Annotated in this window: 13 protein-coding genes; all 13 read left to right on the top strand. The window is 36.0% G+C overall.

Annotated elements, in window-relative coordinates; all coding sequences use genetic code 11:
• The first annotated feature begins 240 nt into the window (after positions 1-240).
• The 13 genes from A5880_RS05250 to A5880_RS05190 all read left to right on the top strand — a co-directional run bounded on the left by A5880_RS05250 (position 241) and on the right by A5880_RS05190 (position 15,995).
• Positions 241-1,896: a hypothetical protein gene (locus A5880_RS05250; RefSeq protein ID WP_336576996.1), complete on the top strand. Its 1,656-nt coding sequence runs from the start codon at positions 241-243 to the stop codon at positions 1,894-1,896.
• Entirely contained in the window at positions 1,881-4,550 is a 2,670-nt protein-coding gene (locus tag A5880_RS05245) for a MucBP domain-containing protein (protein ID WP_336576995.1), read from the top strand. Before A5880_RS05250 ends, A5880_RS05245 begins: the two co-directional genes overlap by 16 nt.
• Before the next feature lie 172 nt (positions 4,551-4,722).
• A complete protein-coding gene (locus A5880_RS05240; protein ID WP_086331255.1) occupies positions 4,723-5,259 on the top strand; it encodes an HdeD family acid-resistance protein in 537 nt (178 codons plus the stop codon).
• Between the two features lie 223 nt (positions 5,260-5,482).
• On the top strand, positions 5,483-6,112 hold the full coding sequence (locus tag A5880_RS05235) for a nitroreductase family protein (RefSeq protein ID WP_086331256.1): 630 nt from the start codon (positions 5,483-5,485) through the stop codon (positions 6,110-6,112).
• A gap of 28 nt (positions 6,113-6,140) precedes the next feature.
• On the top strand, positions 6,141-7,232 hold the full coding sequence (locus A5880_RS05230; protein WP_419469605.1) for a FecCD family ABC transporter permease: 1,092 nt from the start codon (positions 6,141-6,143) through the stop codon (positions 7,230-7,232).
• Positions 7,229-7,993: an ABC transporter ATP-binding protein gene (locus tag A5880_RS05225; RefSeq protein WP_086331258.1), complete on the top strand. Its 765-nt coding sequence runs from the start codon at positions 7,229-7,231 to the stop codon at positions 7,991-7,993. Before A5880_RS05230 ends, A5880_RS05225 begins: the two co-directional genes overlap by 4 nt.
• A gap of 19 nt (positions 7,994-8,012) precedes the next feature.
• Positions 8,013-9,029 carry an ABC transporter substrate-binding protein gene (locus tag A5880_RS05220; protein WP_086331259.1) on the top strand — a complete coding sequence of 339 codons (1,017 nt, stop codon included), beginning with the start codon at positions 8,013-8,015 and terminating at the stop codon, positions 9,027-9,029.
• Positions 9,030-9,739: 710 nt separating this feature from the next.
• Positions 9,740-10,669: a phosphate/phosphite/phosphonate ABC transporter substrate-binding protein gene (locus tag A5880_RS05215; RefSeq protein ID WP_419469604.1), complete on the top strand. Its 930-nt coding sequence runs from the start codon at positions 9,740-9,742 to the stop codon at positions 10,667-10,669.
• A gap of 224 nt (positions 10,670-10,893) precedes the next feature.
• The gene (gene phnC / locus A5880_RS05210) at positions 10,894-11,661 is read left to right on the top strand and encodes a phosphonate ABC transporter ATP-binding protein (RefSeq protein ID WP_086331261.1); all 768 of its coding nucleotides are present in this window, start codon (positions 10,894-10,896) and stop codon (positions 11,659-11,661) included.
• Positions 11,658-12,437 carry a phosphonate ABC transporter, permease protein PhnE gene (gene phnE, locus A5880_RS05205; protein WP_086331262.1) on the top strand — a complete coding sequence of 260 codons (780 nt, stop codon included), beginning with the start codon at positions 11,658-11,660 and terminating at the stop codon, positions 12,435-12,437. Before phnC ends, phnE (A5880_RS05205) begins: the two co-directional genes overlap by 4 nt.
• Entirely contained in the window at positions 12,437-13,216 is a 780-nt protein-coding gene (gene phnE, locus A5880_RS05200) for a phosphonate ABC transporter, permease protein PhnE (protein WP_086331263.1), read from the top strand. Before phnE (A5880_RS05205) ends, phnE (A5880_RS05200) begins: the two co-directional genes overlap by 1 nt.
• A gap of 17 nt (positions 13,217-13,233) precedes the next feature.
• Positions 13,234-14,442 carry a metallophosphoesterase gene (locus A5880_RS05195; RefSeq protein WP_086331264.1) on the top strand — a complete coding sequence of 403 codons (1,209 nt, stop codon included), beginning with the start codon at positions 13,234-13,236 and terminating at the stop codon, positions 14,440-14,442.
• A 26-nt stretch (positions 14,443-14,468) separates the two neighbouring features.
• Entirely contained in the window at positions 14,469-15,995 is a 1,527-nt protein-coding gene (locus tag A5880_RS05190; RefSeq protein ID WP_086331265.1) for a bifunctional metallophosphatase/5'-nucleotidase, read from the top strand.
• Positions 15,996-16,093 lie beyond the last annotated feature (98 nt).

Genomic DNA, 16,093 nt, shown 5'->3' with positions numbered 1-16,093 from the left:
ATAACTACAAATGAAGGAGAGGATAGCAAATGGTCATGGATAGATGATTTCGTAATCACTACGCTAAAGGCTAAAAAATCTTAATAGGCAACTTAAAGAAAATAACCATATACAAATCTATTTTATGTGTAGGTATGTTTGTATTCATTTTAAGGTATAAAAGGATCAAACGTAGAAAAGTAGAAAATGAAAAGAAACGTTAAGCATCCTTTTTAAAAATTAAATAAGAAAGGAGAAAAAATGGATAACGAAAAAAAGAATCCTTCTAAAGCTAAAATACTATGGACGCTCGTTGGGCTGATAATAGTTGGCATTTTTTCTGTCACCGTTTTATTCACCACAACAAATCCTATATTAGCACAACCAGAAGTAGTTGTGAAAAAAGTAACAAAACAGACGACCAATAATGACTCTGCTGCAAGTGCCACTAAATCTGCAACAGTAAAAGCGCAAAAAAGTGATATAGTCCGGGGGTTGGATCCAGTAGAAAATGAAGCGGGCATGAAAGCGACTCCTAAAGTCTTGACAATGAAGCAAAATGAAGCATTCCCAGATCTCAACACTGAAGCTGGATTGACAAAACTTTTTTCAGAAAGGATTATTCCACATCCGGAGTATGGCGCTTTATATGGATATGTGGATGCAGATGGAACACCGGTTACTCCTAGCAGTGAACAAGCGGGATTTCAAACAATTTATGTGGAAATTACCGAAAATTATGAGCTGACCAGTATCCGTGTTCCTATACCAGTAACGGTTACTGACTTAGGAACGTCCTTTTTACTGGATAATACGATTGCTCTTCAAACAGATAGCGTGAATGGCAAAATTATTCTTTATCCAAACGAAATTGCGAATAAAACGGAAGAGCAGCTACAACAATTGGTTAAAACAAAATCCAATGTTCGTTCTTGGTATGTGGAAGACGGTGTGTCTGTTCCTGTAAAAGTGCTCAAAACAACGATTTTAACAACATCTGTAGGGGGTTACAAGGCTGAATTTGAAATTACCGTAGGAGCAGGTGGAGAAGAACAAAAAGCATCTGTTCAAAAAGACGTAGTTGTTTTTGGGGCTGATCCACAAGCTTTTGTGTCTGTTGCACAAAATGCAACACTCGCTTTAGGGACAATTCCAACCAATTTATTTTCGAAGTTTCAAACAGTGAATAATGCAACAGCATCAAATGCTTCCTATCAGTTCGTCAATGAAAACGGCGAAGTGTTGGAAAAATTTGATACAAGTACAGTCGGATTTCATTGGGCTTATGTAAAAATCACAGAAAAAACGAATGAACATGTAACAACGACAATCAAGGTTCCTGTCAATGTGACAAGCGCAGATACTACGGCATTATTAAGCAATAAAGTCATGGTGAAATCTGATGCAAAAGTGATACTTTATCCTGATGAAATTAAAGGGAAAAGTAAAGAAGAATTGATTGCATTGATTCAATCAAGAGCCCATCTAAGTGCCTGGAATACGAGTACAGGATCAGCTGTACCGGTATCATTTACCGATACGACTGCGGTTAATGATTCTGTTGGATTTTATAAGGGTACGATTAAAGTAGAACTAGACGGAGCATCTGCAACAACGACACGAAATATCACAATTTTTGGTGCGGATGTGAAGTCTCCTTATTATTTTAAAGTCGATCAAAATAAAGACATGGCGATGGGGACAAATGCAGCGAATATTTTTTCAAAATATCAGTCCTTAAATGATGGGATAGCTACCAGTTCCACATATGAATGGGTCAAAAACCCAGCTGGTGATCCTACTGAACCTGTCAATAAATTTGATACGAGCAAAACAGGATTTCACTGGGGTTATATAAAAATGACGGATAAAAAGATACAAGTATATCGACAATTATTCCTGTGCCGATTACAGTAACGTTGGAAAATCAAACAGTTATTGTAGACGCAAAAGCAGGGATGAGTTTCAATTATCTACCATTCTTAAATGTGAGTGAGATCAAAGGAAAAACTGTTCCGCAAATCATTCAAGTATTGACCAAAAAATTAGCACCAAAAGCTTGGGATTTGACGACAGGGCAAAATCTGGATGTACAGATCACCAAGTCAATGATTGTTAACTCCAGCAGAGGATTAAAAGAAGTAACGTTCACCATAACATTGAGTGAACAGTTATTGAACTATAAATTTAATTTGATGATACTTCCTGATCAGGTATTCGGAGACGGTGCGATAGATGGATGGAGAACTGTTCCTTTATCTTCTAATGATGGAGTTATTACGAATCCTCTGAATAATTCTAAAATGGGATTTCCAGAAAGAGGTATATCTGTATCGTCAATTAAAAATGAATTAGGTTTTATAATCAAAGATAGTGCTGGCAGAGGGTATGTTTATAGTGGCGGTGAAAGCAAAGTAACCGATATTCCAGGTGTGAATAATAGTGGTTTATATGGAAGAACTTGGGATAGAAACTATGGAATTGGCCGAGATGGGATTGTTTCAAAAATCACCTCTAAATACTTTTTACGAAAAGGGAACGCGTTGAAGCAGATTCTAATAGATGAGCCTAATCAGATTCTTTATGTATATAGCCTTTCTTTGAATCGAAATTTAAATTTTACTGTCCAATTAGATATGTATAACCTTTCTAATACAACCAAGAATTTTTCTATGTTAGAAAGTGTAGATACGGATTACTATACAGATTTTGTTCCAATTTATTCATTGGGGAATAATAGTGGTTTTTATATTCAGCCTTCATCGGGCAAGAGATTTACCATTCGATTAAAAGACTCTAGAGGAAATTGGCTGTCTGACTATACTAAATATATAGCAGGTTCTTATAGTAGCATTGGTGTTTCTGCTGCATTTAATTACTTCGGAAACGATTATATGAGAACGGGTTCAGAAAGTAAAAACTATAATGCCGGACAAGTTATTGCATCAAATGTTGATTCGGCGTATCAATTAGGTGCGCCATGGAAAAATATTGCACCAGATGAAGCATTAAATACAGGTTATGAGATATTTGCGGGCGATGAGCTTCCGTATATGCAAATAAAAGCTGACCCAGAAGTATTTGATATTTATCCGGACTACGTAGGTGATTTTGATACTAATTATAAGCTAAGTAAAATTCCTACAGAAACGGATCATGGAACGGTTTATGTCACCTATCCTAATGGTGAAGAAATAACAATGCCTTTTACTGCAAATAGTCAAAAAGAATTTAATAGTCCGTTGACTATTCCAAGGACAGAGTTACCTGAACAGATAAATGGAGAAGCAGGTACAATCACAAGGTATGACATTTCTTTACTAGCAGTCAATGAAGCAGAAGGTTCTTATAAGGGGTTGCCTTCACAAGATTATGCGGTACAGATTAAAGTTTACAATCTCGGAGCAAAACCGATTCCGCAAATTCTAAAAAAAGGAACAGTATTTAATAAAAAGGCCTCAGAAGTAATCCAAGATACGGTAATTTTGCCAGGTCATACAGCTTTGTATGAATACGAAGGAGAAATGCCAGATACATCAACTGTTGGCTTGAAAAGTGTAACAGTACGAATGACGGATTCAGATCAACCAGATAAGACGGCTTTAATCAAAGTTCCAGTGCAAGTAATCGATGAAACACCGCCAAGTAAGGGACTTTATATCGGAGTCAATGATTTTAACAGTCGACCTGAACATTTTCAAAATCTAAATGAGAGTGAAACCAATCAGCTAATTCTAAAAAAATCGGAAGCAATTGCTTGGGATGTTGCGACTGGTTCAAGTAAAGATATTATCCTTTCGGTCGAATCAACGACGATACCTAAAAATCCTAAACAAGGACGGTATAAGGCAACGCTCAAGGCGGCTAGAGATTCAGAAACAATCAAAAAAACAATCACGATCGATATTCAAAGTAATCAAAAAGTGAACGTGGAATTTGTAGATGAAACAGGAGACACATTGCATGATAAGATCACTTTTGATAAAGCAATTGGAACAACCATTGATTTAACTGAAGAAAAAGAAGTCCTGCAAGCACTGAATGATATTCTGAAAAAAAACTATCAACTCGAGAAAAAACCAGAAAATGAAACCCAAATTCCGGTTACAAGTGAAGAAAGTACTGTTCAATACCAATTCAAAGGACGTTTGTTTGTCCAATCTTCCCCAAATTTCTTAAACTTTGGACGTAAAACATTAGGAATTCCATTTATAAAAGTAGAAAAAGCCAAATACGATCAACCGTTGATCGTTTGGGATAATCGTAAAAATAGTGGTGCTTGGCATTTAACAGCTACTTTGACCAAACCACTAACAAGTCAAGAAGACCCAAGTAAAATTTTACCATCTGCTATTCGCTATAAAATAAACAATACAGAAACAGTTATTTTATCCGAAAATACCACACAATCAATCGCTGAAAGAACACATGAAAACAAAGGGCAATACAATATCAGCAAAGAGTGGGATAAAAATGAATCAGGATTTATTCTGGAAGTCCCCTCACGAGAGGTTTTACAGTCTGGTAGTTATCGAGCGACGATCTTATGGCAAGTAGAACAAACACCGTAATAAAAGAATGAGAAAGTTTCGCCCAGATAATTGAAAGATGGGCGAAGCTTTTTTGATTTGAAGACGTAAGATTCATAAAAATAACCCTCAATAATCCATATTATTCGTCTTATTCAAAGAAATTCTATACAATGTAAGTATAAATAACGAGAGATAATGGAGGGGATAATTCGTGAATAATGTTATGGAGCAATTAAGAAAATATGCACTTTTGCGGGGAATTGTTTATATTATTTTTGGTTTTTTAATTTTGATTAATCCGAGAAGTGTTTTTCAATTAGCAGTCTATTTTATATCTGCTTACATTGCAATTATGGGGATTTTAAATCTGTATGATGGCTTTAAAGTAAAAAAAGTGACTGGAACATATGGGATGAGTTTTCTTGGAGGAATTTTATTAATCGTAATGGCAGGGATCGTCTTAGTTTTTGCTAAGGGGATTGTTAGTATCTTGCCAATTTTTCTAGGTTTAGTCATTGTGGTGGTTGGTGTTACTCGTGGCATTCAATCAATCAATTTGCGTAGCTACGCAACTGTTAATTGGCTACCAATGCTGATTTATAGCGTAGTTTTAGTTCTTGCTGGCTTGGTTTTAACCTTTAATCCTTTCAGCAGCCTATTAGTTTTATTTCAATTATTTGGAGGCATTCTGATTTTCATGGGGATTGGCGAAATGACCTCATATTTTCAATTGCGTCATATTAAATAGAGCGAGGAAAAGCTTTGAAAAGTATTCAACACTGAATTTTAAGGTGCTGAATACTTTTTTTGTATGGAAGTGTTCCTTTCTTTTTTTTTGAGAGCTGAAATCCACTTGCAAAAAAAAGGATGAAATGGTACTCTTAAATTCTAATTGAGAATGATTTTCATTTTCAGTTAAAGTGTATCATTATATTAATAATAAATTAATCACAGAGGGATAGGAGATAACGATGGATAGAGAATCAATCCAACAAACAATTAGAGAGCGTCGAACGATACGCACATTATCGGATCAAGAAATCTCTATAGATATTATAAATGAACTGCTGGAAAGCGCTAGTTATGCACCCTATCACTCAAAGAATGAGCCTTGGGAAGTTATCATAGTCAAAACATTACAAGACCGTCAGCTATTTGTTGAGAAGATAATGGAGAGTTATGATCGATTGAATAGTTGGGCGCGTTATGATCAGCAAAATCAAGGGAGCGCTCGGAAAAAAACGCAAGACTATTTTCTTAATGTTCCACTGACGTTGATTGTTACAGCGCCAATTAACGAAAGCCCCAAAAAAAATTTGGAAGCTATTGGAGCTGTTTCAGCATTTATTCAAAATTTTCAACTGGTTGCGTGGTCAAAGCAGATTGGTGTTACTTGGCGGACGATTCCAGTGATTTTTGACGAGGCATTTAAACAAGAAATAGGCGTAGTTGCTGACCGACAAATTATTGGTTTACTTAGTGTGAATAGGATAGATGAACCTATAAAATTACCGACAAGTTATAGAAAGCCAGTAACTCATTGGAGCGCTCACTTATCAGAGAAATTAAAAGGAATGAGTGAGTCTGATGAAATCTCTTAAGTTTAACAAGATGCAGGAGTGTATGTTTGTGCGGTTGGGTAAGGAAAAAAATAGTAGAACTAAAATAATGCAGTATTACCCATTAATTCTATTCGTACTGGTGCTACTTATTCTTTTTTCAATCGTTTATTCCTTAATCAACGGACAAGCAAATATTTCAATAGAAGATATAGCTCAGATAATGTTAAACAAAATATCTGGCGGAAAACTCGGCTCCCTAGATGGGCTTGTCAGTAATTCTTCAGTAAATATTATTTGGTTTGTCCGAACACCTCGAGTAATACTAGCTGTTTTGGTTGGAATGGGTCTGGCAATAACAGGTGCTGTGATGCAAGCTGTTGTTCAAAATCCACTCGCTGATCCATATATCTTAGGGATTTCTTCTGGTGCTTCATTAGGCGCAACTTTTGCTATTTTAGTTGGTTTTGGCTCAGCAACGATTTTTTCTCAATTGGGGTTGGCTTTTGGTGCATTTATCGGTGCAATGGCAGCGGCTTTTGGCGTATTGATTTTGTCTGGGATTGGCGGGCGGATGACATCAGTCAAACTAGTGTTATCAGGCTCTGTGATTGGTGCGTTGTTTAGTTCGTTATCTAGCTTCATTGTGTACCTCGCAAATAATGCAGAGGGGATGAAAACAGTGACGTTTTGGGCAATGGGGAGTTTGGCTTCAGCTAGTTGGAACAAGCTAGGGGTGTTAGGGATAATTGTTGTCGTGATTACTGGATTTTTTTTATTTCAATATCGTATTTTAAATGTGATGTTGTTAGGAGATGAAGCTGCAATTACTTTAGGGATTCCTTTGAGTAAATATCGTCAGCTATATCTACTGTTCGCGGCTCTTTTGACTGGTGTGATTGTGGCTTATTCAGGAATGATTGGATTTGTAGGATTGATTGTTCCTCATATCGTTCGTGGATTGGTTGGTTCCGATCATAGACGATTGTTGCCTTTAGTTGCTTTATCGGGATCGCTTTTTATGATTTGGGCGGATGTTTTGTCTAGAACACTGATTTCAAGTGTGGAACTGCCGATAGGGATTATCACATCAGCTATTGGAGCGCCGTTATTTATCTATATTATTGTTAAAAAAGGGTATAATTTCGGAGGTCAACAATGAAATTAAGTGTAAAAGATTTAGACATTAGTATCGGTCAAGAGTCGATTGTTAAAAGTATCTCTTTTCAAACAGAAAAACAGCAGTTTGTGGGGATTGTTGGTGCCAACGGTTGTGGAAAATCAACCATGCTTAAAGGTATTTATAAAGGAATCAAACCTCAAGCAGGACATGTATTTTTAGATGATTTAGACTTGTTGTCTACATCGGAAAAGAAGGTTGCACAAAAATTAGGCGTGGTGAATCAATTTAATGAATTGAATTTTGATTTGAGTGTTTTTCAAATGGTTTTGCTTGGACGGACACCACATAAAAAATTGTTAGAGTCTGATACGCAAAAGGATCTAGAGATTGTGATGGATGCGTTAGTTAAGACCAATTTGACTAGTTATGCGGATCGCAGTTTTTTATCACTATCTGGTGGTGAGAAACAACGAGTGATATTAGCACGGACGATTGCCCAACAACCTAGTTACATGATTTTAGATGAACCAACCAATCATTTGGACATTCGTTATCAATTGGAAATATTGCGATGTGTGAAAAAATTAGGGATTGGTGTTTTAGCTGCACTTCATGATCTAGAACTGGCGGCCGATTATTGTGATTATATTTTTGCGATGAAAGCCGGGAAAATCATTGCGGAAGGAAAGCCGGAGGAGCTATTTACAGGAGAATTAATTGAAGAGATCTATGGCGTTAAATGCATCGTTTATCAAAATCCAGTAACTGGTCGTTTAGGATTTTCCTATTCGCTAGATTGAAATGAAAAGGATGAAAAAAATGAAAAAAGTATTTACGATTAGTTTACTAAGCTTACTTCTATTGACAAGTTGCGGTCAAAAAACTCAACAGACTGCTGAGAAAAATCAATCAGAAGGCTATCCTGTGACTGTTCAGAACTTTTCTAAAGCAGAAGGTGCAGAAACTTGGCAGAAGAAAGAACAAACGTTTGACCAAATACCTAAAAGAGTTTTAGCCAATACACAACCAGCTGCAGAATTGTTGTTGCATTTAGGCTTGAAAGATAAAATAGTTGGTGTAGGGGCTGTTTTTGGTGCACCAGATAAAACGGTTGAAAAGGATTTTAAAGAATTAAACCATTTATCGCCGGACTATATTGGTAAAGAGATGGCGTTGAGTGTTGATCCTGATCTTATCTATGGTCGTGGAGGGTTGTTTGATAATCAGGACTGGGGTGTTGGAACCGTTGATACATTAAACGAGATGGGCATTAAGACATTTGTGTTAAACTCATCTGTAACTGGCGGTACATTTGATTCAGTCTATACGGATATCGATAATTTAGGCAAAGTATTCAATGTAGCGGATAAAGCAGAGGCATTTAAATCAGAATTGAAAGAAAGACAAGCAGCGGTTCATAAAAAAGTAGCTAAAATCAAAAACAATCAAACCTTTGCGTATCTTCATACGACAGACCCAGCAGAGGTATATGTTTACCCTGCCCGCAACGAAACATTTTTCAATGATATCTTTGAAATGGTGAAATTAGATAATGTATTCAAGGAAGAAAAAGGAGAGGTGAGTGTAGAAAAATTAATTGAAACAGATCCAGATGTTTTAATTGTTGCGGACTGGAAGACATATAAGAATGGTATTTCTGGTGAAAAAATGATTGATGCTGTATTAAATAATCAAAAATTATCTAGTATGAAAGCAATCAAAAATAAGCAAGTCTATGCTGTTGATTATAATTATATGTTTGGTTATGGGTATCAATCCTTAGAAGGGATCGAACAATTAGCAGATGAAATGTATCCAGTATCAAAATATAATTAAGCGGCTGAAAAGAGCGGCTAACCTGTAGTTTTACGAGTGATATGACAGTTGAAAAAAATAACTGTTACCTAATTTCAACAAAAATCCCAGACAACATTATTTTCGCTTGTCTGGGGTTCTTTTTATCATCTCAAAGGAATAAAATCATTCCATAGTATACTGAGTGTAAAAAAAGAATGGTTTTGTTAATGAAAATTCGAGGTTTAATTTAGAAATAAATCCTTATTATAAAAGCTATTGTAGTGCTGGGGTGAAAATAACGAATTTAAAAAAGAGAATTTCAGTATGATCAGCTCTTTTGTTGGATTGTTCGTGAATTAAAGGATAACAAGAATTTAATGTAATCAGTCAATAACAATTAGTAACGAACAATAGAAAACGCAGTGAATAAAGGTTTTAAATACCTTTAAATAAAGAGAATAGCAATAATTAAATAAGAAAAAAATGAAAACGAGTCTAGAAAAAACTTGAATTTATGCTATACTAATTTTAGTTTGGTCATTTTATTTTTTAGTGAAAAATACTGTAAAAGCCGAACATTGATGTGGTTATTCAATGTAAATAATAGTGAAGTGGATTTCAAGAAAATTTACACAATGTTTACTTCATTATTATGATAAATTTACACCACTAAAATACAATGGGGATGACTGGGGCAGAGAAATAGCTAGCTGCTTTAGCAAAGCCAAAGATGCGAAGGGATGGAAAGAGTGAAAAAGAGAACGAAATTGTTAGGATTGCTGTCAGTTATTGGATTAAGCGTAGGACTACTTACTGGATGTGGGTCAAGTAGTGATAAAAAAGCGACCGATGAGAAGAAACCACTAGAATTACAATTTGTACCAACCAACAACGATGGCTCAATGGAAGCAAAAGCGAAACCTTTCGCAAAATATTTAACAGAAAAATTAGGCCGTGAAGTTAATGTTACTTTGGCAACAGACTATTCGACGATTGTTGAAGCAATGGCTTCTGGCAAAGTAGATATCGGCATCATGCCGCCATCCGCCTATGTTCAAGCACGTAATCAAAAAGCAGCAACCGCCATTTTATCTTCTGAATTAGGTGCGTACAATAGAGAAACAGGTAAAGCAGAAGCGGATAAGTTATCTAGCACATTTAAAGGTGAAGTTTTAGTTAGAGCAGATAGTGGAATCAATTCTTTAAAGGATTTAAAAGGGAAGAAAATTGCTAGTTTAAGTCCAAATTCAGCGAGTGGCTACATTTATCCTGTTGTTGAAATGAAAGAAGCGGGGATTGATCCAACGAAAGATGTGACATTAACAACGGTTAATGATATCCCAAGTGAAATTACTGCTGTTTTAAATGGTCAACAAGACGCTTGTTTTGTTTTTGAGGGTGCGCGGAATGTATTTGCTTCAAAATTTGAAAAAGATGATTTATTCAAAGATTTGAAAGTTCTTTATTTAACAAAAGGTGATATTCCCAATGATGCAATTGCTGTTCAACCAAAAATGGACAAAGAGTTGCAAACAAAAGTTAAAGATGTATTTTTGGCAATGCCTAAAGATAAAGAAGGTTCAGAAGCAATGGCGATGTGGGGACACAAAGGTTATGTAGAAGCAGATGATAAAAATTACGATACAGTTGAAGAATATACAGAAAAAGCAGCAGAATAAAGCTTTGCTACATGAATGAGTGACATTTAGAGGATGAGGCAAAACGAACGAACAGTTTTGCTTTATCCTCTAAAATTAAATAAACGGCGAGATATAAATAGCTCCTTCTTATTGCTGGAAAACACAATAAGGTACAAGTCAATGGTGTACAATACGGACTTGTTTCTCGGAGCTAAATACGTTTATCTCGACCTTTTTCTATTTTTTATTCAAAAGGAGAAATCATGATTCAGTTTGAAAATGTAACGAAAACCTATAAAAATGGGGTCAAAGGTCTTAAAAATATTAATTTAACAATCAATGACGGTGAGTTTGTTTCTGTGATTGGACTCAGTGGTGCGGGGAAAAGTACCTTATTACGCTCGATTAATCGTCTGAATGATATCAGCGAAGGAAACATTATTATTGATGGTGCTTCGATCACTAAAGCAAAGAAAAAAGAGTTACGTAAAATTCGCAGAAATATCGGCATGATTTTTCAACACTTTAATTTAGTGAAAAAAAGTTCAGTTCAAAAAAATGTTATCTCGGGTAGATTAGGCTATTATTCAACCTTTAAAAGTATAGTTGGATTGTTTTCAAAAGAAGATTATGCCTTAGTTAGTGATGCTTTAGGACGTGTTGGTTTAGCCGATAAGTTACATTCAAGAAGTGACGAACTAAGTGGCGGCCAACAACAACGTGTATCTATTGCACGAACTTTAGTACAACAAGCTTCGATTATTTTAGCTGATGAGCCTGTAGCTTCATTAGATCCTATAACCACCCAAAAAATCATGAAAGATTTGAAAAAAATCAATCAAGACTTAAACCATACCGTTGTCATTAATCTTCATTCAGTGGAGTTAGCCCGTGAGTTTTCTAGCCGAATCATTGGACTACGTGATGGAGAAGTCGTATTTGATGGAACGGCAGAAGAAGCAACAGATGAAGTGTTAACAAGTATTTATGGTGCGGATATTTTGAAACAAACTGAAGGTATCAGCGAATGAAGTTAAAAGATACGATTCATCGGGATTTATATAAGCATTTATTTATTGTCGTGCTAGTTCTTATTTGTGTGTTTTCTAGTGCTCGTGTTACAGGAGCCCAGATGGCAGATGTTTTTAATAATTTGGATCAGATGGGGCTTTTTTTACAACGATTTCTTAGCCCGGATTGGAGTTATATTCCAAAAATTATTGAACCGATGTTAAAGACGATAAAAATGTCAGTGGTAGGAACAACATTAGGTGTAGTGTTCGCTGTACCATTTGCCTTTTTAGCAACAACGGTCGTTACGAGAAACTTTTTTGTAACAACAATCATTCGTTTTTTGATGAGTATTGTTCGAACGATTCCTAATTTATTGTTGGCAGCGTTATTTGTGGCGATGTTTGGAATTGGTGAATTTACGGGTGTCTTAACGATCGCTGTTTTTACATTTGGAATGGTTTCACAACTTGTATATGAAGCGATTGAAACGATTGATCATGGACCAATCGAAGCAGCAGAATCAGTTGGCGCAACAAAAACACAGATTGCCTTTTGGTCTATTGCCCCTCAAATCACCCATCAAATTGCTAGTTATTCATTATATGCCTTTGAAGTTAATATTCGTGCATCTACGATTTTAGGTTATGTTGGAGCTGGAGGAATTGGTGTGATTTTGAATTCTTCATTGAGTTTGATGCGCTATGATCGTGTATCAATCATTATTTTGTCTATTTTAGTTGTTGTCATTACAATCGACTGGATTAGTGAAATTATCAGAAAGAGGTTGGTATAATGAGCATAAATAGAAAAATAAAAAGCTATGTACCAATAATCGTTGTTGTAGCAATCATTCTTTATTCAGCCGCTGGTATTGATTATTCAGAAGCTGGGAATATGTCCTTTGCGATGGTTAAATCGGTTCTTTCAGGTTTGTTTCAACCTGACTGGGGATATGTGTATGACGGCAGTGGGGAAGATTTACTGAGTTTACTTCTTTTAACGATTGGCATTGCTTTTTTAGGAACGGTTATTGCAACAGTCTTGGCTTTGCCGCTTACCTTTATCAGTGCGCATAATTTATGGAAATCAAATACGATTGTTTCAAAAATCGGGAAGTTCATTTGTAATGTGTTAAGAGCATTTCCAGAACTTGTTTATGCCATTATTTTTGTAAAAATGGTTGGTCCAGGTCCCTTTGCCGGAGTCTTGGCGATTGGTGTTCATCAGATTGGTATGCTGGGTAAATTATATACAGAAGAAATTGAATCGATGGACGAAGCGCCGGTTGAATCAATGAATGCTGTGGGCGCTAATTTTTGGCAAACGATGTTTTATGCTCGATTACCCCAATTGATTCCGACATTTTTATCGTTGGCTTTAAATCATTTTGAAATCGCGGTTCGTAGTGCGGCTACGCTTGGATTAGTTGGAGCAGGCGGAATCGGCGCACCAATGATTTTTGCGATTCAATCAAGAGCGTGGGATAAAGTCGGTATTATTTTAGTTGGTATTATTATTACGGTATTCTTAATTGATGCCGTGACTGGATATCTGCGTAAAAAATTACAGTAGTTCGTGAGGATAAAAAAATGAATGAATTAACACTATTAAGTACGACAGACATTCATGGTTTTTTAACAGCTTCTGCACAGGAAGAAAGCGGTATTTGCTCTCTTCCTGCGATTGCAGAACAGTACCATGAACCGATTTTAATTGACAATGGGGATTTTTTAGTAGGTAGTCCTTTGACTACTTTTTTTAATACAACGACTGCCATTTCTCCGTTGGTTGAGTTGGCAAATCAGCTTGAATTTGATGTGATGGTTCCAGGTAATCATGATTTTGATTATGGGATCGATTTTTTGAAACGTCAGGTGGATGCTTTTAATGGCAAATACCTTTGTGCAAATGTTTTGGATTTAAAAGATGAACTTATTTTTGATCCGTATACAATTATTGAACGTGGTGCTCTTAAAGTGGGGATCATCGGTGTTATCACTAGCGCAATGCCTCAAATTACCGATTACGATCGAATCAAAGAGGTGAAATTTATTCGTGTGCTTGATACCTTAAAACACTGGGTGCCTATTGTTCGTGAGAAAGTAGATATCTTGATTGTGAGCTATCACGGCGGCATTGAGCGAGATATGGTTAGTGGAAGCCCTACTCAATATGACACAGGTGAAGATCAAACCTATCGCATCCTTAATGAAATTACAGGTATTGATGGACTGATTTGTGGACATCAGCATCGAGTGAATCAAGGAAGTTTAAAAAATACACTTTTTGTACAACCTGGCTATCGAGGAAATTATATCGGACAATTTACGTTTTCTGTTCAAGATAATAAAGTGATCGACAAAAAAGCGCAATTGATCAGTACTAAGGAATATCCGATTACTAGCTATCAGCTATATAGTAAAGCTGAGTATGAAAACTGGTTGCAAAAGCCATTAGACTTAAGTCAATTTAATCAGTATTTGGCAAAGAAAGTGCCTGAACATTATTACGCAATTGAGTTGAAAGGAACAACGATTGGCGATTTTTTAGCTAGTTTTAGACCACCTTATACGCTTTCCACATATCATATGTCAAAAGAAGAGGTACGCAAAGTATTACGAACGCATACAATTGATGGTGTAAAATTAGAAAATGCAGAACTGATCCCAAATCAAGCAGATTATCGTGTTACTACGAATACAGAGTTTTTACCAAGTTATCGTTTAGAAAGTAACTTTATCTATAATGTTTTTGATGAATATATTTCTAAAGTGAACAACTATTCTGATTGCTTGTGACTAAATGACAGATGAGGTGAAACAAGATGAAACAACGTATAAAAATCTATTATACATCTGACGTGCATGGCTATTTGTTTCCAACGAATTATGCAGATACAGAAGAAAAAGCGATGGGGTTACTAAAATGCGTCCCTAATTTTCACAAAGATGAAAATACATTGATTATTGATGGGGGAGATATGCTTCAAGGTTCCGCAATGGCAACCTATTGTCAAGCAAATCCAGAAGAAGGCTTTCCTCAAGCGACCGTATTAAATGAAGCGGGGTATGACTTTGTGACATTAGGCAACCATGATGTTAATTATGGCACAGGGTACTTACATCAGTATTTAGAATCACTAAAGGCTACCTGTGTTTGTGAAAATATATTAGATGCCAAAACCCAAGAGAGGAAGTTTCCTTTTACAATCAAAACATTAGCAAATGGATTGAAAGTCGGAATTGTCGGCGCGGTCACTGACTACATCAATGTTTGGGAAAAAGATGAAAACATTCAAGATATTATAGTCGCAAATCCTTTTGAAGCGGTGAAACGTGCCTTAGATGAACTGAAACCCCAGGTGGATGTGACGATTTGTATCTATCATGGTGGTTTTGAAAAAGATGTGAAGTCGGGAGCTGTGTTGTCGAAAACAAATGAAAACATTGGCTATAAAATCTGTAAGGAACTTGATTTTGATCTTTTATTGACAGGTCATCAGCATTTATTGATTGAAGGCCAATTACTACATGGCACCTATATTGTTCAACCATCTGCCAATGGTATGAGTTACTTTGATATTACTATTGAAAAAACGCAAAACAAGATAGAAATAATGTCAACGATTGGTAAACCTAGTCAAAAAGCAGAGCCAGACTTAATTAATCAGTTGCAATCGTTGGAATTGAATGTACAAAATTGGTTAGATCAAGCAATTGGTCAATTGGATAAACCAGCATTAGCTGAAGATAAATTACAAATGGCCTTATACGGCAGCCCCGTTGTAGAGCTAATTGGAGCTGTTCAACTACAAGCAAGTCAAGCCCAACTCACTGTTGTATCTTTAGCCAATACCTCTCCTGGATTTCATGAAAATGTGACGATGCGGGATGTAATTGCGACGTATCCTTATACGAATCAATTGATTACAATGAAGATTACCGGAGAGCAATTAAGACAAGTGATTGAGAAAAATACAGATTATTTTACCTTGAATGATCAAAACGATGTGATCATTTCGCCAAGTTATTTGTATCCTAAAATTGAGCATTATCATTTTGATTTTTTTGTCGGTGTGGACTATACGATCGACCTTTGCCGGCCAATTGGAAAACGTTTAGTAGCATTAAAATACAACAATGAAGAAGTTAAAAATTCGGATACCTTTACAATTGCTTTGAGTGATTATCGTGCTAGTGGTGGCGGCGGTTTCCCTACCTATAAAGAGTGTCCTGTGATGAATGAGGGAGCTGAGGAAATTATTGGGTTGATTGTCAAGTATATCCAGTCTCAATATAAAATAAATGTGCCGAAGAACTTAAAGTACAGAATCAACCACTCATGTATTTAATTTTAATGTTGCCATGGACAGGGTGAAAAAGTGTGTAAAATGAAAGAAATAAATCCGGCTGATCGTTAAAAACGATTAGCCGGATTTATTTTTTAGTA

Origin of the sequence: Enterococcus sp. 4G2_DIV0659 (assembly GCF_002140715.2) — a bacterium.
Taxonomy (GTDB): Bacteria; Bacillota; Bacilli; order Lactobacillales; family Enterococcaceae; genus Enterococcus_L; species Enterococcus_L mansonii.
The sequence above is the reverse complement of the archived record's forward strand: the minus strand, read 5'-3'. Positions and strand labels throughout refer to the sequence as shown.